This is a genomic window from Stenotrophomonas sp. IS26 (assembly GCF_054188265.1).
Map to the genome: position 1 here is coordinate 171245 of NZ_JBSZJV010000001.1, position 21002 is coordinate 192246.

General features: G+C 69.2%; 21 protein-coding genes. 7 read left to right on the plus strand and 14 right to left on the minus strand.

Annotated elements, in window-relative coordinates; genetic code table 11:
• Positions 1 to 76 precede the first annotated feature (76 nt).
• On the plus strand, positions 77 to 640 hold the full coding sequence (locus tag ACW6W5_RS00705; RefSeq protein ID WP_121040776.1) for a DUF1190 domain-containing protein: 564 nt from the start codon (positions 77 to 79) through the stop codon (positions 638 to 640).
• Between the two features lie 3 nt (positions 641 to 643).
• Positions 644 to 1822 carry a glutathionylspermidine synthase family protein gene (locus ACW6W5_RS00710; RefSeq protein WP_121040774.1) on the plus strand — a complete coding sequence of 393 codons (1179 nt, stop codon included), beginning with the start codon at positions 644 to 646 and terminating at the stop codon, positions 1820 to 1822.
• Between the two features lie 3 nt (positions 1823 to 1825).
• Here the strand turns inward: ACW6W5_RS00710 and ACW6W5_RS00715 are convergent, their stop codons facing one another.
• The 9 genes from ACW6W5_RS00715 to ACW6W5_RS00755 form a co-directional block, all read right to left on the minus strand.
• On the minus strand, positions 1826 to 3124 hold the full coding sequence (locus ACW6W5_RS00715) for a DUF58 domain-containing protein (RefSeq protein ID WP_121040772.1): 1299 nt from the start codon (positions 3122 to 3124) through the stop codon (positions 1826 to 1828).
• 31 nt (positions 3125 to 3155) lie between these two features.
• The gene (locus tag ACW6W5_RS00720; RefSeq protein WP_121040770.1) at positions 3156 to 4169 is read right to left on the minus strand and encodes an AAA family ATPase; all 1014 of its coding nucleotides are present in this window, start codon (positions 4167 to 4169) and stop codon (positions 3156 to 3158) included.
• Positions 4166 to 5344 carry a DUF4350 domain-containing protein gene (locus tag ACW6W5_RS00725; RefSeq protein ID WP_152152168.1) on the minus strand — a complete coding sequence of 393 codons (1179 nt, stop codon included), beginning with the start codon at positions 5342 to 5344 and terminating at the stop codon, positions 4166 to 4168. Before ACW6W5_RS00725 ends, ACW6W5_RS00720 begins: the two co-directional genes overlap by 4 nt.
• Positions 5341 to 7014, minus strand: a complete 1674-nt coding sequence (locus tag ACW6W5_RS00730; protein WP_152152170.1) for a DUF4129 domain-containing protein — start codon at positions 7012 to 7014, stop codon at positions 5341 to 5343. Before ACW6W5_RS00730 ends, ACW6W5_RS00725 begins: the two co-directional genes overlap by 4 nt.
• Positions 7004 to 7996, minus strand: a complete 993-nt coding sequence (locus tag ACW6W5_RS00735; RefSeq protein WP_121040766.1) for a stage II sporulation protein M — start codon at positions 7994 to 7996, stop codon at positions 7004 to 7006. Before ACW6W5_RS00735 ends, ACW6W5_RS00730 begins: the two co-directional genes overlap by 11 nt.
• Positions 7993 to 8682, minus strand: a complete 690-nt coding sequence (locus ACW6W5_RS00740) for an RDD family protein (protein WP_121041324.1) — start codon at positions 8680 to 8682, stop codon at positions 7993 to 7995. Before ACW6W5_RS00740 ends, ACW6W5_RS00735 begins: the two co-directional genes overlap by 4 nt.
• A 153-nt stretch (positions 8683 to 8835) precedes the next feature.
• Positions 8836 to 9366, minus strand: a complete 531-nt coding sequence (locus ACW6W5_RS00745; protein ID WP_121040764.1) for a gamma carbonic anhydrase family protein — start codon at positions 9364 to 9366, stop codon at positions 8836 to 8838.
• Positions 9367 to 9501: 135 nt separating this feature from the next.
• The gene (gene mnmG, locus ACW6W5_RS00750; RefSeq protein ID WP_152152173.1) at positions 9502 to 11391 is read right to left on the minus strand and encodes a tRNA uridine-5-carboxymethylaminomethyl(34) synthesis enzyme MnmG; all 1890 of its coding nucleotides are present in this window, start codon (positions 11389 to 11391) and stop codon (positions 9502 to 9504) included.
• A 495-nt stretch (positions 11392 to 11886) separates the two neighbouring features.
• On the minus strand, positions 11887 to 12411 hold the full coding sequence (locus tag ACW6W5_RS00755; protein WP_152152175.1) for a hypothetical protein: 525 nt from the start codon (positions 12409 to 12411) through the stop codon (positions 11887 to 11889).
• A 148-nt stretch (positions 12412 to 12559) separates the two neighbouring features.
• Between ACW6W5_RS00755 and ACW6W5_RS00760 the strand changes: the two genes are divergently transcribed.
• The gene (locus ACW6W5_RS00760) at positions 12560 to 13519 is read left to right on the plus strand and encodes a pyridoxal-phosphate dependent enzyme (protein WP_121040755.1); all 960 of its coding nucleotides are present in this window, start codon (positions 12560 to 12562) and stop codon (positions 13517 to 13519) included.
• Complete coding sequence (locus ACW6W5_RS00765; RefSeq protein ID WP_193222775.1) at positions 13504 to 14115, plus strand: YdcF family protein; 612 nt, start codon at positions 13504 to 13506, stop codon at positions 14113 to 14115. The genes ACW6W5_RS00760 and ACW6W5_RS00765 overlap by 16 nt, the downstream gene beginning before the upstream one ends.
• 69 nt (positions 14116 to 14184) lie before the next feature.
• On the opposite strand, the gene bioC is transcribed toward ACW6W5_RS00765, so the two are convergent.
• From bioC to bioB, 5 genes are all read right to left on the minus strand, one after another.
• A complete protein-coding gene (bioC, locus tag ACW6W5_RS00770) occupies positions 14185 to 15069 on the minus strand; it encodes a malonyl-ACP O-methyltransferase BioC (protein WP_121040751.1) in 885 nt (294 codons plus the stop codon).
• 36 nt (positions 15070 to 15105) lie between these two features.
• Positions 15106 to 15888: an SDR family oxidoreductase gene (locus tag ACW6W5_RS00775; RefSeq protein WP_121040749.1), complete on the minus strand. Its 783-nt coding sequence runs from the start codon at positions 15886 to 15888 to the stop codon at positions 15106 to 15108.
• Positions 15889 to 15948: 60 nt separating this feature from the next.
• A complete protein-coding gene (gene bioH / locus ACW6W5_RS00780) occupies positions 15949 to 16710 on the minus strand; it encodes a pimeloyl-ACP methyl ester esterase BioH (RefSeq protein ID WP_152152177.1) in 762 nt (253 codons plus the stop codon).
• A 16-nt stretch (positions 16711 to 16726) separates the two neighbouring features.
• Positions 16727 to 17938: an 8-amino-7-oxononanoate synthase gene (gene bioF, locus ACW6W5_RS00785; RefSeq protein WP_152152180.1), complete on the minus strand. Its 1212-nt coding sequence runs from the start codon at positions 17936 to 17938 to the stop codon at positions 16727 to 16729.
• A gap of 62 nt (positions 17939 to 18000) precedes the next feature.
• A complete protein-coding gene (gene bioB / locus ACW6W5_RS00790; protein ID WP_121040743.1) occupies positions 18001 to 19035 on the minus strand; it encodes a biotin synthase BioB in 1035 nt (344 codons plus the stop codon).
• Between the two features lie 70 nt (positions 19036 to 19105).
• On the opposite strand from bioB, the gene ACW6W5_RS00795 reads away from it, so the two are divergent.
• From ACW6W5_RS00795 to ACW6W5_RS00805, 3 genes are all read left to right on the plus strand, one after another.
• Entirely contained in the window at positions 19106 to 19819 is a 714-nt protein-coding gene (locus ACW6W5_RS00795) for a ComF family protein (RefSeq protein WP_121040741.1), read from the plus strand.
• 71 nt (positions 19820 to 19890) lie between these two features.
• A complete protein-coding gene (locus ACW6W5_RS00800; RefSeq protein WP_121040739.1) occupies positions 19891 to 20451 on the plus strand; it encodes an HdeD family acid-resistance protein in 561 nt (186 codons plus the stop codon).
• A 47-nt stretch (positions 20452 to 20498) separates the two neighbouring features.
• Positions 20499 to 20999 carry a SecDF P1 head subdomain-containing protein gene (locus ACW6W5_RS00805; RefSeq protein ID WP_152150835.1) on the plus strand — a complete coding sequence of 167 codons (501 nt, stop codon included), beginning with the start codon at positions 20499 to 20501 and terminating at the stop codon, positions 20997 to 20999.
• Positions 21000 to 21002: the final 3 nt, after the last annotated feature.

Below are 21002 nucleotides of genomic sequence, written 5' to 3' on the forward strand. Positions count from 1 at the left end.
TGGACTTTGCCGGTTTTGGTTGTTCGCCCCGATCAGGCATGATTGGGGAGATAACCGTACTAGGGGGCATGACGCCATGAAACGTTCCAGGACCACTGCGCTGCTGCTGATGAGCGCTGCGCCGCTGCTGTTCACCGCCTGCCAGAAGAACGAGGCCGTGCAGGTGCAGGAAGGGCTCTACACCTCGGTGCAGGCCTGTACCGAAGCCACCGGCGATCCGTCCAGCTGCCGCAACGCGTTTGCCGAGGCGCAGAAGCAGTCGGCCGATGCCGCCCCCAAGTACGCCACGCGCGAAGCCTGCGAGGCCGAATACAACGCCGAGCAGTGCGTGGAACAGAAGACCTCCACCGGCCATTCGTTCATCGGCCCGATGATGATGGGCTTCTTCATGTCGCAGATGCTCAGCAACCGTGGCGGCGCAGGCCTGGCCCAGCAGCCGGCGGCGAGCCCGGCCTATCAGGACAAGGCCAAGGGCTGGGCACGCCCCGGTCCGTCGACCGGCGGCATGAACACCGCCAGCGGCATCGGCGCCGGCAAGGCCGGCCTGGCCCCGGTCAATGCCACCCCGAACCGGGCGGTCACCGCCAGCCGCGGTGGCTTCGGCAACACCAGCAGCAACCGCAGCAGCGTCGGCGGCTGATCGATGCAGCGCGTGCGTATCGCCGAGCGCAGCCAATGGCGCGCTCGGGCCGAAGAGTCGGGTTTCCGTTTCCACACCATCGATGGCCTGCCGTACTGGGATGAAACCGCGTACTACGCCTTCACCCTGCGCCAGATCGAACAGGACATCGAAGACCCCAGTGCCGAGCTGCATGCGATGGCGATGGACCTGGTGGACGAGGTGGTGGGCAGCCAGCAGTTGATGGACCAGCTGGCGATCCCGCCGCTGTTCCGCGACTGGATCGCTGACAGCTGGCGCCGCCGCGAGCCGCACCTGTATGGGCGGCTGGATTTCGCCTACGACGGCACCGGCCCGGCCAAGCTCTACGAGCTGAATTACGACACGCCCACCTCGCTGTTCGAAGCGTCGTTCTTCCAGTGGCAGTGGCTGGAGGACCAGCGCAACCAGAACCGGCTGCCACCGCATGCCGATCAGTTCAACGCGATCCATGAGGCGCTGGTCGAACGCTTCGGCGAACTGGCCGCGCAGCTGCCGCCGCCGCTGTATTTCAGTGCTGTCGGTGCGTCGGAGGAAGACCAGGGCACGGTCGCCTACCTGCGCGACTGTGCGGCCCAGGCCGGCCTGCGTGGCGACGCGATCGCGATCGAGGATATCGGCCTGTCCGAGGACGGGCGCTTCACCGCGCTCGACGACACCGTGATCGGCAGCCTGTTCAAGCTGTATCCGCTCGAAGACCTGATGACCGAGTCGTTCGGCCAGGCGCTGCCCGCTTCGGGCGTGCAGCTGCTGGAACCGGCATGGAAGGCGATCCTCAGCAACAAGGGCGTGCTGCCGCTGCTGTGGCAGCGTCACCGCGGCCACCCGAACCTGCTCGCCGCCGAGTTCGACGATGGCAGCGAGCTGCCGCGCGGCTGGGTCCGCAAGCCGTTGTTCTCGCGCGAGGGCGCGAACGTGGCGATGCACCTGGCCGATGGCAGCTGGCAGGAAAGCGAAGGCCCGTACACCGGCCCGGCGATCCGCCAGGCCGCGCATCCGCTCACCGCGTTCGATGGCGGTTATCCGCTGATCGGCAGCTGGATCGTGGGCGACCAGGCCTGTGGCATGGGTATCCGCGAAGACAACAGCCGGATCACCCGCGACAGCGCCCGCTTCGTACCGCACGCGATCATCGACGAAGCGCCGACGCGCATCTATCTCTGATCGTTACAACAACCCATCCCGCTTGACCGCCAGGTAGCGTTCCACCAGCGCGCCAGGCAGGGCCTCGGCGGTGACATCCAGCACCATCACCCGGTGGCTGCGCAGCGCGTCATGTGCGTCGCTGCGCTGCTGCAGGTAACGTGCGATCGCACCGGCCTGGGCAGCGTCCTGCAGGCTCTCCACCGGCTGGGCCAGCGCATCGTCCAGCGCGCGCTCGCGCAGGCTGGCCACGCAGACTAGATGCTGGCGCTGCAGCAGGCGCACGGCCGCGAGCAGATCTTCAATGTCCTCATCGCGCACGTTGGTGACCAGCATCACCAGCGAGCGACGGCGCTGACGCAGTGAAAGCTCGGTGGCTGCGGCGAGGTAATCGGTGGCGACCGGCTGCGCCTGCAGATCGTAGCTGGCGCGCAGCAGGGTATCGATGGTGCCCATGCCACGTTTCGGCGCGACCCAGCGGCTGTCGCCCCCGGCCGCGAACAGGCCCACGCCGTCGCCTTGGCGCAGCGCGAGGTAGGACACCACCAGCGCCGCATTGAGCACATGATCGAAGTGCGACAGCCCGCCTTCGCTGGCCATCATGCGCCGGCCGGTGTCGATCATCAGCACCAGCTGCTGGTTTTTCTCGTCCTGGTATTCGCGGGAGATCAGCTTGCGCGCGCGGGCGGTCGCCTTCCAGTCGACCTGGCGCAGGCTGTCGCCGACGCGGTACTCGCGCATCTGGTGGAAATCGGTGCCTTCGCCGCGGCGGCGCTTGAGGTGCGCGCCGACCAGGCGCGAGGCCTGTTCGGCACTGAACAAGGCGAAGCGCGTCAGCGGGGCGAAGTTGGGGTAGACGCGCACCGTCATCGCCGGCGGCAGCTGCCGCCGTTGATGCCACAGCCGCCACGCACTGTGCATGCGCAGGTGCACCCCCTCGAACACGAAACGGCCACGCGCGGTCGGGGTCAGTCGGTACGCCACGCTGCTGGTGACCAACGGTTTGAGCGCCAGTGACCGTGGCAGGCCCTGCAGGCTCCAGCCGCCGGGCACCAGATCGAATACCTCCACGCGCTGGTGCCGGCTCGATTCCAGCCGCAGCGTCGCCTCACGCTCGACATTCAGTGCCAGCGACTCCGGCAGCTCGCGGTGCACACTCGGCGAGGGTTGGCGACGCAGGCGCAGCAGGTCCACCAGCGCGATCAGCGCCACACCACCACCGATCGCCCACCAGACCGCGTGCGGCCAGGTGCCGATCACCACCGGCACGCCGAGCAGGCCCCAGCCGGCCAGCAATGCCAGCAGCAGTGCGCCCGGCCTCATGCCGGTCGCTCGCGATGGAGGACGCGCCCACTCATTTGCGCGGTGCGTCCACCTTGGCCAGCAGCGCGGTCAGCGCGTCGTCGGCGCTCTGTCCTTCGATCTGCAGTTCCGGTGCGAGGGCGATACGGTGGCGCAGGGCGGGCCTGGCGATATCGCGCACGTCATCGGGGGTGACGAAATCACGACCGGACAGCACCGCCTGCGCACGCGCCGCACGCACCAGCGCGATGCTCCCGCGCGGGCCGGCACCCAGCGCGATACCCGGCCATTGCCGCGTGGCGGCGACGATCCGTACCGCGTAGTCGATCACTTCCGGGTCGACCGTGATTGCAGCGGTCGCCTGCTGCAACGCGACCACCTCGGCCGCGTTCAGCACGCGTGGCACCTGCGACAGATCGAAATCGGCGGCGCTGCGGCCGGTGGTGATCGCATCGACCATGCGCTTCTCATCGTCCAGCGTCGGGTAGTCGATCAGCACCTTCAGCAGGAAACGGTCCAGCTGCGCTTCGGGCAGCGGGTAGGTACCTTCTTGTTCGACCGGGTTCTGCGTGGCCAGGGTCAGGAACGGCGGGGTCAGCGCGAACGCCTTGCCTTCGATGGTGACCTGGCCTTCCTGCATCACTTCCAGCAGTGCCGACTGGGTCTTGGCCGGGGCGCGGTTGATTTCATCGGCGAGCAGCAGGTTGGTGAACACCGGGCCGCGACGGATCTTGAAGCTCTCGGTCTTCGGGTCATACACCGCATGGCCGCTGACATCGCTGGGCATCAGGTCCGGGGTGAACTGCACACGGCCGTAATCCAGCTCCAGCGCCTGGGCGAGCGCGCGCACCAGCAGGGTCTTGCCCAGCCCGGGCACACCTTCGATCAGCACGTGGCCGCCGGCCAGCAGCGCGATCAGGATCTGGTCCAGCACCTCGGGCTGGCCGATGAAGGCGCGGCCCACGGCCTCGCGCACGGCATCGACGCGCTCGGACAACGGCGACGGCGATGGCGACGGCGTCACGGCGGGAGGGGACAGCGGCGGCGGAAGCGTCGGCTCGGTCATAGCAGGTTTCTCATCTGGATCAGCAGGCGGATGCGGTCGCGCAGGCCGGCGACGTCGTGGGAAGCGGGTGGAGTCAAGGCGGTCTGCACGCGCTCTTGCGACCACTGCAGCAGGCTGGCGACGGCCTGCACCCGGGCCTCGCCGGTCAGTGCGGCCGCACTCGGCGAACGCCGCCGCAGACGCGCCAGGAACGCGCGGCGGACCGCGTCATACAACAGCGGTGCCTTGCCGAAGCGCAGCAGGTGTTCGCCGCTGGCGCGGATGTGTTCGAGCAGCGAGCGGCGTTCCGCGGCAGGCGAGGGCAGCTCACTGCCCAGGCGCTGCGCGCGCTGCCAGAGCCAGCCGAGCAGCGCCAGCAGCAACGGCGCCCACACCGGCCAGCCGAGGTAGAACACGCGGTTCCACAACGACGGCGGGCGCGAGGCGTAGACCAGCCACATCGTGCCCTTGCCATAGTTGGGCGCCAGCACGTAGCGGGTCAGGTCGCGGTGGGCCTTGTCGTGCAGCCCATCAACGAGGGCGTTGGCGGCGTTCGGCGGGGCGGCCGGGTTGGGCCGGCCCTTGCCCTGCATGAAGGCCATGTCGGCCAACACATCGATGTGCCCCCGGCCGTGGCGCAGGCGGGCGAAGACCAGGTCGGCCGCGGTGCCCCACTCGCGCTCGACCGCCATGCCCGCGGCTGGCTCCACCGCGAAGCGACGGCCGGTGCAGAACTCCACATGCTGCGGGTCATCGCGCACGTGGAACTGCTGGCAATAGCTCCCGTAGCCCGCGCTGTCCACGCCGAGCGCGTCCAGCAGCGGGCCATTGCGGGCGGCGTCCTTGCCCACCGGTGGCGTGCGCACGATCAGGTGCCCACCACGCTCCACCCAGGCCATCAGCGTTGCTACGGCAGGTGCGGGCACTTCCGCGCTGTCCTGCAGCAGCACCACGGTATCGCCCGGTTCCAGCGGCATCCGGGTCAGGTCCAGGCGTGGCCGCGACTGCACGGTCAGCCCGTCCGCACGCAGCGCCTGGCCGAGTACGTACAGCGAGTTGTAGCTGGCTTCGCCCTGTGGCGGCAGGTGCTCTGTGTGCGTCACCCGCTCGTGGGTGCGCAGGAACAGGATCGCCAGCGGCACGCCGATCACCAGCAGGCCCAGGACGATCAGCAGCCAGCGCAGACGGACGCTCACGCGCGCCACCCGAACTGGGCCTGCAGAATCGTGGCCAGCGCATTGAAGTCTTCATCGCTGGGCAATCGGCCGGCATACGCCGCGTACTGCCAGATCCGCACGATGCGCGCGAACAGGCTGCGGTCGGCCTCGACCGGCATCCGACGCGAGGCACGCAGGCACTGCGCTTCGGTGGCACCCGGCGGAAGCGTGATCCCGGCGCGCTCGCTCATCGATTCCACACTGGCGCGGTACAGCAGCGCCAGCGCCTGGCGGGGGCGTCCTTCCTGCCACAGGGCACGCGCACGCGACGCCGGATCGGGCGGCACGACGTCCGGTATCCGGATTGGTTCTTCGATGACCGCTGCGGCCTTCGCACGACGGCGCTGGCCGGAGCCGCGCAGCCACGGCAGCCAGCGCGGTGCGGTGGCCAGCAGCAGCAACACCAGGACCCCGACCACCGCCCACAGCGTCCATTCGGCGATCCGGGCCGGCAACAGCGGCCCCTTGCTGCCGCGTTGGCCAGTGGCCTTGGCCGCAGCCTCACGTTTTGCCTTCTCCGCTTCGGTTGCGTCGCTTTCGATGCGCGTCCACTCGGTGACCTCGCGGGTCGGGCTCTGCAGCGGGTCTTCATACGCGCGCTGCACGGCTTGTCGGAAGCCAGCCGTATCCACCGCTTCAGCGCCAAAGATGACCGGGGGCGTGTTGTCCGGATCGTTGTCGTACGTACGCGGCGGGTCATCGGCGTCATCGTCTTCGCTACCGTCGGCGTCCGCGTCCGAAGCCGCATCGGCGTCTTGCGCAGGTGACGGAGCGTCATCGGCCGGCACCGGCAACGCACCCTTGGTGTTCGACTGCGCCGGCGCCTGTTGGGCGTGCAGTGCCGCGCCTGGCCAGACCAGCACGAGGGCCAGGACCAGCAGCGGCGCAGCCCGCTGCAACCGTGCATGCAGGCGCCGGAAGGCGATCTCCACATCCCATGCTTCCATCTGCGTGCGCCGGTCCAGGTACAGGCCGAAGCCGGCACCGACATAGAACGGCCCGATCAGCGTGGCGGCCAACCAGAACAGCAGGTTCACGCCCAGCTGCATCCATGCCGGCATGTCCTGCTTGGCCAGCTCCCACGCCGCGCGCCAGGACTCGGACAGCAGGTCCACCGGAATGAACAGGAACACCGCGGCGATGCCGCCGACCACCAGCACGATCTCGAAGACCATGCACACCAGCGTCAGCAGGACGGCATGGCCCATCGCACTCCCGGCGATGGCGCGCCGACGTTGGCGACGATGCGCCGGATCCGCGCCTTCCAACAGATTGACCGGCAGCAGCACCGAACGCAGCGGGCTCAGGCGCCGCCAGCCGAGATAGCCCCAGAAGCCCTCCCAGCCCCACGTGCGCTGCGCGCGCAATGTCTGCGGGGTGGTGGACGCATCGCCGAACACCCCGCGTGAGATCACGTACAGCGCGATGCGCTCGAACAATGGCTTGAGCCACCACATCGCCAGCCAGGCCCAGCCGAAGCTGTCGGTCCACCAGGCCAGCGCGTTGAGCAGCACGAATACCGGCAGCGACACGATGACCCAGGGCGCCCAGATCGCCGCGGCATGCCGGCGCACCAGCGCCATGCCCAGCTCCATGGCTTCCCAGCCCGAGCGTGCGCGAAGGACGACGTTGAGCCGATCAATCTGCATCGGCCGCTCCGCGTCCGCCGCGCCACAACCACACGAACACGGTGGTCCACAGCACGGCCGCCACGCTGTATTTGCCCCATGCCGGAACCGCGGCGATCGAGGACCAGAACGCTTCGATGAAGGCGGCGATCAGCAACATCGCCGCGACCCCCACGCACAGCCTGGCGCCGATCACGCCGCCCTCGACCAGCGCATCGATGCGCCGCCGGCGGCCGGGCGCGAGCAGTTTCATGCCCAGCTGCAATCCAGCGCCGCCGGCGATCACGATCGCCGTCAGCTCGAAGGCACCGTGACCGGCCACGAAGCGCCAGAACGGATCGCCATGGCCGACGTGCTGCAGATGGCCGGCGACCGATCCGATGCCGACGCCGTTGAACAGCATCACCAACACGGTGCCGACGCCGGCAATCAGCCCGAAGGCGAACGTGCGCAGGCCGATGCTGATGTTGTTCATGATGTAGTAGCCGAACATCGTCCAGTTGGTGCCGCTGTCGCGGCCCAGGTTCGGCGAGGCCGGGTCGTACATTCGTTCGAATTCGGCGATCCGCGCGTTGTCCATCAGCAGATGGATCAGTTCGGGGCGCCACAGGATCAGCGCGAAGCTGCCCACCAGCGGCACCACGAACAATGCGGCGGCCACCCACATGCTGCGCGCCTGGCTGCGCACCAGCTGCGGGAAATCGGCGAACAGGAAGGCGAGTGCGCGCTGCCACTGCGGACGTGGCGTGCGATAGAGCAACGTGTGGCCCTGCTGCATCAACTGCTGCAGGCGTGCGACCAACTGCGGGCTGTAGCCGCGTCGGCGCGCCAGCGCGAGCTGTTGGCACAGGCGGCGGTAGCGCTGCGGGAAATCGCCATCGTCCAGGCCCTCGTGGGCCGGCTGCCGGCGCGCCTGCCGCGGGCGCTCACCGCGCTGGGCCAGCCAGTGTTCCAGCGCCTGCCACTCGGCCTGGTAGCGGGCGACGAACTGCTCCTGTCTCATCGCCGTCCCAGCAGCCAGTTGGCCATCGCATACAGGCGCAGCACGCCGACCTGGCCGTGGCTCCCGGTCAGCGGCGAGGCGATGTCGGCCAGTTCCTGCTGGCGCGGCACCGACAGCCGCGGCGCGCGCTCGGCGAAGGCGACCACGGCGGCCTGTTCGGCCGGCTGCAGGGGCTGCGGCGGGGCCAGCACGCTGCCGACCGGTACGGTACCTCCCAACGGCGCTGCGCCCTGGTGGATCACCACGGTTCCCGCGACCAGGTCACCGAGACGGCGGCCATGGGTATCGAACAGACTCGACAGCAGTCCCAGCGCATAGCCGAACGGCAGCATGTCCACGGTGCGCAGCAGGTTGCGGGTGATCGCGCTCATCCAGCCGATGGGGCCGCCATCGCCCGCCACCACGCGCAGGCCCATCGCGCGCTTGCCCAGCGTGCGGCCCCAGCAGGCTTCCTGGACGATGGTGTAGGCCCACATCAGCAGGAACATCAGGCCCAGGTAGAGCCCTTGGCCGAACCCGCCGAGGAACGCCAGCGGAATGCTCAGCATCATCAACGCGCCAATGCGGATCACGAAGTCGATGGCCCAGGCCAGCGCACGCGGCAACGGCCCGGCCACGGGCAGGTGCAGAGGCACGCCTTCGGGGGTGATGACCTCCCGGTAGGTATCCAGCATGGGCGCGCTCATCGGCGGCGCATCACGGTGGATCGTACGGAAGGCCACAGGGGACGCCGGATTCCTCTCCGGTCTGCCAGCGGGGGCATGCGGTTCTCGACTGCTTCCTGGTCGGCTGAGGACTTTACCGCGCACGGATCCCGATGCCCAGCGGGGTGGCCGCAATCAACCCCGGTACTGGTCCTTCAGGCGCACGTAGTGATCGGCCGAGTAATGCAGCGACTCGATCTCCTTGTCGCTGAGCGTGCGCGCCAGCCGTGCCGGGTTGCCCAGCCACAGCTCGCCTTCGCCGACCACCTTGCCCGGGCCAAGCACCGCGCCGGCGCCCAGGAAGCCGTGCGTGCTTACCTGCGCGCCATCCAGGATGCAGGCGCCCATGCCGATCAGGCAGTAATCGCCGATCGTGCAGGCATGGATGATGGTGCCGTGGCCGACCGTGACGCCCTCACCGATGATCGTCGGGTAGCCGCCCTTGTTGAACGGGCTGTGGTGGCTGACGTGGATGATGGTGCCGTCCTGGATGTTGCTGCGCGCTCCGATCCGCACGTGGTTCACATCGCCGCGGATCACCGTGCCCGGCCACACCGAGACGTCATCGCCCAGCACCACATCGCCGATGATCGTGCACGCCGGATCGATGTAGACGCGCTCGCCGAGCATCGGCAGTGTGTCGAGGAAGGGGCGGATCGGGGACATGCGCAAACTCCGGCAACGCAGGGCTGGGACGCCGCCTGCAGCGTTGTCCCGGCCCCCGATGATAGCGCGGGTGCGCCCGCCACCTGCCGATGGTCCGTACACCACCGGTCGGCTCTACCGGCGGTCGGTGCCGTGTTACGCGGCGCGGGTACGGCGCGCGCGCTCCAGGTGCACCAGCAGCAGCGAGATCGCCGCCGGGGTCATCCCGGGGATGCGCTGGGCCTGGCCGAGGGTCTGCGGCCGCACGCGCTCGAGCTTCTGTTGCACTTCCGCCGAGAGACCGCGTACGCCGGCGTAATCGAAATCGGCCGCGATCGCGGTGTTCTCGTGACGCTGCTGGCGCTCGATCTCGTCGCGCTGGCGGTCCAGGTAGCCGGCGTACTTCACCCCGATTTCAACCTGCTCGGCGACCTTCGCATCGGCCACGGCCGGGCCGAGCGACGGCACCTGCATGAGCGTGGCGTAGTCCAGTTCCGGGCGCTTGATCAGATCCAGCACGTTGGTTTCGCGGCTGACCGCCACCCCCAGCGCAGCTTCCACCTCGCGGCCCAGCGCGTTGCCCGGCGTGGCCCACAGTGCACGCAGCCGTGCGGTTTCCTGCGTCACGGCGTCCTGCTTGGTCTGGAAGGCCGCCCAGCGGCGGTCGTCGACCAGGCCCAGCTCGCGGCCCAGGCCGGTCAGGCGCACATCGGCGTTGTCCTCGCGCAGCTGCAGCCGGTACTCGGCGCGGCTGGTGAACATGCGATACGGCTCGTTGGTGCCGTGGGTGATCAGATCGTCGACCAGCACGCCCAGGTACGCCTCGTCGCGGCGCGGGCACCAGCCGGCATCGTCGCGGGTGTAGCGCGCGGCATTGAGCCCGGCCAGCAGGCCCTGCGCGGCGGCTTCTTCATAGCCGGTGGTGCCGTTGATCTGGCCCGCAAAGAACAGGCCGCTGACGGTCTTGGTCTCCAGCGTGTTCTTCAGCCCGCGCGGATCGAAGAAGTCGTATTCGATCGCGTAGCCGGGGCGGGTGATGTGCGCGTTCTCGAAGCCGCGCATGCTGCGCACCAGCTCCAGCTGCACATCGAAGGGCAGCGAGGTGGAGATGCCGTTGGGATAGATCTCGACCACGTCCAGCCCTTCAGGCTCGACGAAGATCTGGTGGCTGGCCTTTTCGGCGAAGCGCACCACCTTGTCCTCGATGGAGGGGCAGTAACGCGGGCCGATGCCTTCGATCTGGCCGCTGTACAGCGGCGAGCGGTGCAGCGCATTGCGGATGATCTCGTGGGTGCGCTCGCTGGTGTGGGTGATCCAGCAGCTGACCTGCGCCGGGTGCTCGGCCACGCTGCCGAGGAAGGACATCACCGGGCGCGGATCGTCGCCGGGCTGTTCCTCCATGAGGCTGTAGTCCAGCGAGCGGCCATCGATACGCGGCGGGGTGCCGGTCTTGAGGCGGTCGATCACGAACGGACGCTCGCGCAGGCGCGCGGCCAGCGTGGTCGCCGGCGGGTCGCCCATGCGGCCGGCGGCGTACTGGGTCTCACCCACGTGGATCTTGCCGGCCAGGAAGGTGCCGGCGGTCAGCACCACGGCGGCCGCGCTGAAGCGCAGGCCGGTCTGGGTGATCGCACCGCGCACGGCATCGCCTTCGATGATCAGGTCATCCACCGCCGCCTGGAAGACGGTCAGGTTGGGCTGGGCTTCGACGATCTGGCGGATCGCCATCCGGTAGAGATTGCGGTCGGCCTGGCAGCGCGTGGCGCGCACGGCCGGGCCCTTGGAGGCATTGAGCGTGCGCCACTGGATGCCGGCGCGGTCGGCGGCATGCGCCATCGCGCCGCCCAGGGCATCGATCTCCTTGACCAGATGGCCCTTGCCGATCCCGCCGATGGCCGGGTTGCAGCTCATCGCGCCGATGGTTTCCACGTTGTGGGTCAACAGCAGGGTGCGCGCGCCACTGCGCGCGGCCGCCAGCGCCGCTTCGGTGCCGGCGTGGCCGCCGCCGATGACGATGACGTCGTAGCGATAGAAGGAGTCAGTCATTGGCGGGAGGAACTCGGGACGGGGCCGGGCGGCCCAGGGTCAGCCCTGGAGGCAGGGCGCGGGTGGCGATTTTAGCGCCATTCGTCGGGGGCGATGAAATCCACCCTCAAGTTGGCACGTTTTCTGCAGATAACCCAATAGCACCCAGGATGGCATGCGCCTTGTGCGTAACGGACCGGAATTGGAACAGGGGCCGGTCCAAGCGCATCGTGGGGAAGCAGAGGGGCCGGTAGTCGGGGGACTGCCGGCCCTGTTTTTTTGCCGGCGCGCGGCGGCTGGCTGGGCGCCAGATACAAAAGGCCCCGCCATTGGCGGGGCCTTCTGCGTTGTAGGTGCCGACATCCGACAGGGCCGGAACAGGGGGGATCCAGATGTTCCTGGCGGATATCGACATAGAGCCGAATGTGACGTCACTTGTCGCTTTTGGCACTTTGTGACCGTCACTGTCACTGCCCGACTAGAGTGAACTGCCGGGCGCGTGAAAATCAAGCCATCTCACGGCTCAACTGTGCGTTGGTTCGCATTGTTGAGATTCCGCCACGGGGAACCGTTCATCCTCGGCGCAGACGGACGCGGGGCCTGGGCCGGGCGTGCCTGGGGCGGTGGCGACGGGCGCTGCTGTTGCTGCTGCTGCGGGCGGCGCGGGGCACCCATCGAATCCATGTTCCGCCACGGCGAGCCGCCGTTGTTCGGACGCGGGCGATCCGGCGGACAGGTGGGGTTGCCGTTGCCGTTGCCGGGGCGCGGCGGCGGCCGATGATTGTGCGGCGGGCGATAGTTCGGGTACGGGCGATACACCGGATAGCCGTAACCACCGCCATACCCGCCGTAGCCGTAATAGCCACCGCCGCCGTAATAGCCGCTGCCGTAGCCGTAGGGATAGCCGGCCGGGTAGCGATACTCGACCGAGGGTGCGCCGTGGTAGTAGCCATTGCCGCCGCCACCGCCGACATAGTCGTACGTCGCGCAGCCGGACAGGGCCAATAACAGGCCACCGGCAAGAACAAGGCGCATTTTCATGATGGGGTCCCCCCAAAGGGCTGTAGGGCCAGCTTCAGCCCAGGGCATTGAATCGGCCCTTAACTCAGCCCGATCCGAATGAATGGTTGCCATGCTGACACGTTCATCCGGACGGGTGTGGGCATGGGGCATACGTTAATCTTGCGTCATGAGCGATTCACCCTTGCCCTGTGTTGACGACGTGCTGGCGGCGGCGGCGCGCATTGCCGTGCACGCCTGCGTGACGCCGGTACTGCGCTCGCGCACGCTGGATGCGATGACCGGCGCCACCGTGTTCTTCAAGGCCGAGCATCTGCAGCGCAGCGGGGCGTTCAAGTTCCGCGGTGCCTGCAATGCCGTCTGGGCGCTGGAGGAGGCGCAGGCCCGGCGCGGGGTGGTCACCCACTCCTCCGGCAACCATGGCGCGGCGTTGGCGCTGGCTGCGCGCACCCGCGGCATCGCCTGCCACGTGGTCGTGCCCGAGGGCGCGGTGGCCGCCAAGCTGGCCAACATCGGCCGTCACGGGGCGACGCTGTGGCGCTGCGATGCCTCGATCGCCGCGCGCGAAGCGATGTGCGCCCAGGTCCAGGCCGAAACCGGGGCGACCCTGGTGCATCCGTATACCGACCCGCAGGTGATCGCCGGCCAGGGCACGGCGGCGCTGGAGCTGCTGCACGCCAGCGAGGGCCTGGACATGATGGTGGTGCCGGTGGGCGGCGGCGGCCTGGCCTCGGGCACGCGGCTGGCGCTGCAGGCGGTCGCCCCGGCAACCGGGCTGGTTCTGGCCGAACCGCTGGGCGCGGCCGATACCGCACGCTCGCTGGCGGCTGGCGAGCGCCGCATCGACTTCACCCCCGACACCGTCTGCGATGGCCTGCGCGGGACGCTCGGCGCGCCCAACTTCGCCCTGCTGCAGGGCGCGGCGCAGGTCATCACCGTCGCCGATGAGGCCACCGTCGCCGCAATGCGGCAGATCTGGCAGGTGCTCAAGCAGGTGGTGGAACCGTCCTCGGCCATCGCCCTGGCGGCGATCCTCGCCGAACCGGCGCGCTTTGCCGGCAAACGGGTCGGCGTGGTGCTGTCCGGTGGCAATGTCGATCTGGATGCCCTGCCGTGGGGCGCGGCATGAGCCGGCGCACGCGGGTGGGTGTGTTCGGGTGGCTGTGGCGGCTGTGCATCGTGCTGGCGGTGTGGCTGCTCGGGGTCACCGCGTGGATCGTCTGGATCGGCGAGCGCGACCAGGCGCAGAAAGCCGATGCGATCATCGTGCTCGGCGCGGCGGCCTATGACGCCAAGCCGTCGCCGGTGTTCGAAGAGCGCATCCGGCACGGGTTGGACCTGTACCAGCAGGGCTATGCGCCGCTGCTGATCTTCACCGGTGGCTACGGCGGCACCGGCGCGCGCTTTTCCGAATCGCAGGTGGCGCGCCGCTATGCGCTCAAGCAGGGCGTGCCCGACGATGCGATCCTGATCGAGACCGCCTCACGCACCACGCGGCAGAACCTGATCGAGGCGCGGCGCTTGATGGATCAGCGCAAGCTGCACCGCGTGATCATCGTCAGCGACCCGCTGCACATGGCCCGCGCGCTGCGCCTGTGCCGCGAGCTGGGCATCGATGCGCTGGCCTCGTCCACGCCGAGCACGCGCTTCCGCAGCTTCCACACCAGCTGGCGGTTCCTGGCGCAGGAAATCTACTTCTTCCATCGCGATCTGTTCCCGTCGTAGAGCCGACCGTTGGTCGGCCGGACCACCGAGCCACCATACGGACAGCCGACCATCGGTCGGCGGGTCGGCTCAGGGCGTTTTGCGGCGGATCGGAATCGCCGAGACCGGCACCGTGGCAACATCGTGCCCGCGCTCGCGGATCGGCGCGCCGCCTTCCGGCGCCCAGGCGTGTGCGTAGATCACTTCCCAGCTGCTGGGCAGCGTGCCGTCTTCGCGCCGCAGCGGCTCGTAGGCCGCCCGCGCGGCATCGAAGCGCCCGCGCCCGGTCAGGGTGTGGCGGCGGTCCTGGCGCGCGTTGGTGGCGCCGATCGCCTGCAGCTCACGCATCAGTGCGGTCAGGTCGTCGTAGGTCAGGGTGAACAGGTCGCGGTCCAGCACCGGATCGCGGAAGCCGGACATCATCAGCGCATCGCCGAACTGTGCGATCGGTGCGAAACGGCTGACATGCGGCACCTCGTCGGCGGCGGCGAACGCATCGCGCAGTTCGATCAGGGTCTCCGGCCCGAACGTGGAGACCAGCAGCAGGCCCCCGGGCTTGAGCGCGCGGCGGAACCCGGCGAACACCGCCGGCAGATCCTCCACCCACTGCAGGCACAGGTTGCTGAAGATCACATCCACGCTCTGGTCCAGCACCGGCAGCGCCTGCGCATCGCCGCACACGCGCGAGAACGGCTTCCACCAGCCCGCCTGCTTCTTCGCCTCGCGCAGCATCGGCTGGGCCAGATCCAGCGCGATCACCTGGGCCTTCGGCCAGCGCTTCTTCATCACAGCGCTGGCATGGCCGGTGCCGCTGCCGACATCGAGCACCACCTGCGGCTGGCGGTTTTCCAGGTAATCCAGCGATTCGAGCAGGCGCTTTTCCACCTCGCGCTGCAGTGCCGCGGCGGCGTCGTAACTGCTGGCGGCGCGCGAGAAGGCGCGGCGGACGTGATGGGGATCGAAGCTGGACGTCATGGGGTACTCACGGCTCAAAACGGCGGTGCGGTGGACTCAGAAGGTGCCCGGGTAGGCGCCGCCATCGATCAGCAGGTTCTGCCCGGTGATGTAGCCGGCCTGTGCGCTGCACAGGAAGGCGCAGGCGGCACCGAACTCATCGGCGGTGCCGAAGCGGCCGGCGGGAATATGCGTGCGTTTGCGCTCGGCAAGCTGGCCGGCATCGATGCCCTGCTGCTGCGCCAGGTACGCGAAGTTGCCGCGCAGGCGATCGGTATCGAACTGGCCCGGCAGCAGATTGTTGAGGGTGACGTTGTGGGCGACGGTCTTGCGTGCCAGCCCGGCCACGAACCCGGTCAGGCCGGAGCGCGCGCCGTTGGACAGCCCGAGGATGTCGATGGGGGCCTTCACCGAGGAGGAGGTGATGTTGACCACGCGGCCGAAACCACGCTCGATCATGCCATCCACCGTGGTGCGGATCAGCTCGATCGGGGCCAGCATGTTGGCATCCAGTGCGGCAATCCAGTCCCCGCGGGTGAACTGGCGGAAATCGCCCGCCGGCGGGCCCCCCGCGTTGTTGACCAGGATGTCGACCTGCGGGCAGGCGGCCAGCGCGGCGGTACGGCCTTCCGGCGTGGTTATGTCGGCAACCACGCCGATCACCCTGCGTGCGCCCGGCAGGCCCTGCAGTTCGAGCACGGCGCGTTCCAGGGCCGCTTCACCGCGCGCGGCGATGACCACGTTGACGCCCTCGCGGGCGAGTGCGCGTGCACAGCCCAGCCCGAGGCCTTTGCTGGCGGCGCAGACCAGGGCCCAACGGCCGGCGATTCCAAGATCCATGGGGTCAGTCCTGTGGAGAAAGGCAGGCGTACATGATCGGCGATGCGCGGCCGGAACAGGTCAAGACAGCGCGGCAACAAAGTGTTGCAGCTGCGCGGCCACCTCGTCGGTATGGCCGAGAAAAGGGGCATGCCCGCCCTGGGCGATCACATGCGCCTGCGCGCCCGGCGCCAGCGCGGCGGCAGCCTGCATGGCGCGCGCCGAGACCAGCCGGTCGCGCTGGCCGGCCAGCCACAGGCTGGGCTTGCCCAGCTGGGCCAGGGCGCCGCGCAGATCGGTGTTCTCCAGCAGGTGCAGGCCTTCCTGCAATGCGCGTGGGGTGGGCTCACCGCGCGCGACGAGCATCCCGCGCAGCGTGCGCAGTTCCTGCCGGGCGTGTTCGGAGCCCATCGCATCCAGCGCGAGGAAGCGCTCCAGCGTGCCGCGATAATCCTGCGCGAGGTCCTGACCGAACTGTTCGAACACCGCCGGCTCCACCGCATGCGGCCAGTCGTCGCCGCGCACGAAACGCGGCGTGGCGGCGATCATCGCCAGCGCACGCACCTGGGGCAGGGTCGCGGCAGCATGCAGCGCGAACAGACCCCCTAGCGACCAGCCGCACCAGACCGCCGGCGGCGTGGCGGCGGCGATGGCATTGACCACGTACGGCAGGCGCAGCGGCGTGGTGTCAGCGCGGCTGGCGCCGTGGCCGGGCAGATCCACCAGGTGCAGCTGGAAGTGCGCCGACAGGCGGTCCACCAACGGTGCGAACACGCCGCCGTGCAGGGCCCAGCCGTGGATGAGGACCAGCGCGGGGCCCTGGCCGATGACATCGATCTGCATGCTCAACCCAGCGCTGTCACGCGGTCACGGCAGTCAGCGATGGCGGCTGCACCACAGTGTCGCGGGCGTGCGCGATCGCATCGACCAGTGCGCGCACCTCGGCAGGTGTGTGCAGGGCGGACAGGGTCACCCGCAGGCGCGCCTTGCCCTCCGGTACGGTGGGCGGACGGATCGCGCTGACCAGGAAACCGGCGGCTTCCAGCGCGGCCGACATGCCCATCACCGTCGATTCGGCGCCGCACAGCAGGGGTTGGATCGGGGTATCCGATGGCATCAGTTCCAGGCCGTGCTGGCGGGCGCCGGTGCGGAAGATGCCAATCAGTTCGGTGAGCTTTTCGCGGCGCCAGTCATCGCGGCGGGCCAGCTTCACCGCGGCCAGGGCGGCGGCCGCCTGCGCCGGCGGCACGGCGGTGGTGTAGATGTAGGGGCGCGCGGTTTCGGCCAGGTGCTGGATCATCGCCTCGTCGCCGAGCACGACCGCGCCGCTGCCGCCGAGCGCCTTGCCGAGCGTGGCCAGCTGCAGCGGCACATCGTTCACGCCCAGGCCCGCATCGGCCACGCAGCCGCGGCCGTGTTCGCCGACCACACCGATGCCGTGCGCGTCATCGACGTACAGCAGCGCTTCCTGCATGCGCGCCACCAACGACAGGGAACGCAGCGGGGCAATGTCGCCGTCCATGCTGAACACGCCGTCGGTGGCCAGCATCGCCGCGCCGCTGGGCGCGTGCTTGAGCTGACGCAGCGCGCCTTCGGTATCCAGATGCGGGTAGCGGCGCAGGCGGCAACCGGCCAGGCGCGATGCATCGAGCAGGCTGGCGTGGTTGAGGCGGTCCTGTACGCACACATCGTCTTCTTCGCTGAGCAGGGCCTGCTGCACCGCGAGGTTCGCCGCGAAGCCACTGCCGAACAGCAGCGCCCGCGGATAGCCGAGCCAATCGGCCATTTCCTGTTCAAGCGCTTCATGCAGCACGTGGTGGCCGCAGATCAGGTGCGATCCGGTGGCGCCGGTGCCTTCGCGCGCGGCCGCATCCTGCAGTGCGCTGACCACGCCGAACTGCTGCGACAGACCCAGATAGTCATTGCTGCAGAAACCGGTGAGCCACTGGCCATCGACGTCCAGCCGCACGCCATCGCGCCGGCTCACCACGCGGCGCACGCGAAGGCGCCCCTGCGCGTCGCGGAGCTTGCGCAGGGCCTGGATGCGGTCGTGCAGGTCAGGACGGGCCATGGTCGTCAGGGGGTCCGGGTGGGCCGTTAGCGTACCCGGTTGCCGGGCCCGCTGCTCGGGGCTCAGGCCGCCCGCCCGCAGCCGCCGCCGGCGGTGATGTCGGCGTGCACCGTGCCCGGGTGGTCGTGCCCGTCGGCATCCACCGTGACCGGCATCGGGCGCAGGCCCAGCCGCGCGAACAGGGCCAGGTCGCGCCCGGTGTCCGGGTTGCCGGTGGTCAGCAGCTTTTCGCCATGGAAGATGGAGTTGGCCCCGGCCAGGAAGCACAGCGCCTGCAGCTCGTCGCTCATCGCCTCGCGTCCGGCCGAGAGCCGCACCATTGCACGTGGCATCACGATGCGGGCCACCGCGATCATCCGCACGAACTCGAAGGGGTCCAGCTCGGCGGTGCCATGCAGCGGCGTGCCGGCGACCTGTACCAGGCGGTTGATCGGCACCGAATCCGGGTGGGCGGGCAGGGTGGCCAGCGCCAGCAGCAGGCCGGCGCGGTGCTCGCGGGTCTCGCCCATGCCGACGATGCCACCACAGCAGGTCTTCAGGCCGGCATCGCGCACGTGCGCCAGCGTGTCCAGGCGGTCCTGGTACTGGCGCGTGTGGATGATCGAATCGTAGTAGTCCGGCGCGGTGTCCAGGTTGTGGTTGTAGTAGTCCAGCCCGGCCTCGCGCAGGGCGGTGGCCTGCGCGCCGCTGAGCATGCCCAAGGTGGCGCAGGTCTCCAGGCCGAGTGCCTTCACCTCGCGGATCATCGCCGCCACCTTGGGGATATCGCGGTCCTTGGGCGAGCGCCAGGCCGCACCCATGCAGAACCGGGAGGCGCCGGCGGCCTTGGCCTGGCGGGCCTTGGCGACGACATCGTCGGTGGCCATCAGCTTCTGTGCGTCCACCCCGGTGCTGTAGCGCTGCGCCTGCGGGCAGTACGCGCAGTCTTCCGGGCAGCCGCCGGTCTTGACCGAGAGCAGGGTCGAAATCTGGACTTCCGCCGGATCGAACTGCTCGCGGTGCACGCTGGCCGCGCGGTGCAGCAGCGCCGGGAACGGCAGCGCGAACAGCGCCAGCAGTTCCTCGCGGTGCCAGTCGTGTCGGATGACAGAAGCCATGGGAGTGTCCTGACAGATAGTGGAACGAAAGGGCGGCAGTCTGGTGAGGCCGCCCCCATCTGTCAACCACATGGACTTATCAAAAGTTTACGGCGCCCTGGGCTGGCTCGGCTGGCACATCCTCCCGCTGCGCTGCCTGGTCTGCGAGTGCCCGGGCGAGGACGGGATGGATCTGTGCCGCGCTTGCCATCAGGCGCTACCGTGGAACGACCGCGCCTGCCGTCGCTGCGCCCTGCCGTTGGCGGCGACCGATCCCGGTGACGCAGCGGGGGACCACTGCGAGCGCTGCGTGGACGAGTATCCCCGCCAGGCGGCGGCCAGTGCCGCGTTCCTGTATGCGCCGCCGATCGACCGGTTGCTGATCCGGTTCAAATTCCACCAGGACCTGGCCGCCGGCCGGCTGCTGTCACAACTGATGCTGCAGCGCGTGCCGCCGTTTCTGGCCGGGCCGCTGCAGCCGATGCCGCTGCACCGCCGCCGGTTGCGCCAGCGCGGTTACAACCAGGCGCTGGAACTGAGCAAGCCGCTGGCGCGCGGGCTGTGCTGCCCGCTCTGGAACGGGCTGCAACGGACCCGCGAGACCGCGGCGCAATCGAACCTGGATGCGGATGCCCGGCGCTGCAACCTGCGCGATGCGTTCGCGGTACGCGGCCACCCGCCCGCCGGGCTGACCATCGTCGACGATGTAATGACCACCGGGGCAACCACCGATGCCGCGCTGCGCGCGCTGCAGTACGCCGGTGCCGGCCCGATGCAGGTCTGGGTCTGTGCGCGCGTGCCGTGAGCGCCGTTGCCGCGCCTTGCACGCTGCGAGGACGTACCATCGGGGTGTCATCACCCTCGCAAGGACGTCCCATGAACCTGCCGCCGGATCCGCGCACCTCGCCGCTTCTCACTGCCATCGGCCGCAGCTGGTGGGTGCTGATGCTGTACGGCGTGGTCGCCGTTGTCTTCGGTCTGGTCGCGATCGCACGGCCGCTCTCGGCCGCCACCGCACTGGCCTGGGCGATCGGCGTGATGGCGCTGGTGGAAGGCCTGATCAGCCTGTTCGCGCTGTTCGGCCGCAGTGGCGTGCCGCGCGGGTGGCTGCTGGTCTACGCGCTGGCCTCGGTGGTATTCGGTGTGCTGGCCGTGCTCAACCCGCTGGCCACGGCCAGTGTGCTGATCCTGTTGCTGGCCGCCTGGCTGATCGTCGCCGGTATCTACCGCATCGTGTTCGCGATCCGGGTGCGCAAGGAAATCCAGGGCGAGTGGCTGCTGATCCTCAGCGGCGTGCTGGCGATCGTGCTCGGCGCGATGATGGTGGCCAACCCGATTGCAGGCATTGCCGTCACCACGCTGTGGATCGGCATCGGCAGCCTGCTCTACGGCGTGCTGCAGATCGTGGTCGCCTGGCGCATCCGCCGCCTGCGCTGAGCACGCGCAGCGGCGATACTCGTGTCCTTCCTGATGGAGAGATACGCATGCGCAGCACCCTGTTGATCGTCATGATGGCGCTGGCGTCCGGCCTCAGCGCCTGCACCCAGGCGCCGCCTGCACCCGCCGCGCCCGAGACGCCGGCGGGCGTCGCACCGTTGGCGAACGCACGCATCCAGATGCGGGAGGTGGCCGAGGATGCCCAACGCCCCGGCGTCACCACGCTCAAGGACCGCGACGGCAACGCGCTGCCCTTGATCGAGCCGGCCTTCATCACCACGGCCGACATCGCCACGGTGGCCGTGGGCAGCGACGGCCACACCGGCCACGGGACCCTGATCCTGCGCTTCACGGATGACGCGGCACCACGCATCCTTGCGGCGACCGAAGCGCGCGTCGCCAAGCGTGTGGCGTTTACTGTCGGCGATCAGGTCCTCAATGTCGCCGTCATTGCCGGCCCCTTCGCCCAGACCATGCAGGTGAGCGGGCTGGACAGTACGGAAGAAGCGCACCGGCTGTATACGGAGATCACGGGCAAGGCTCCCTGAGCC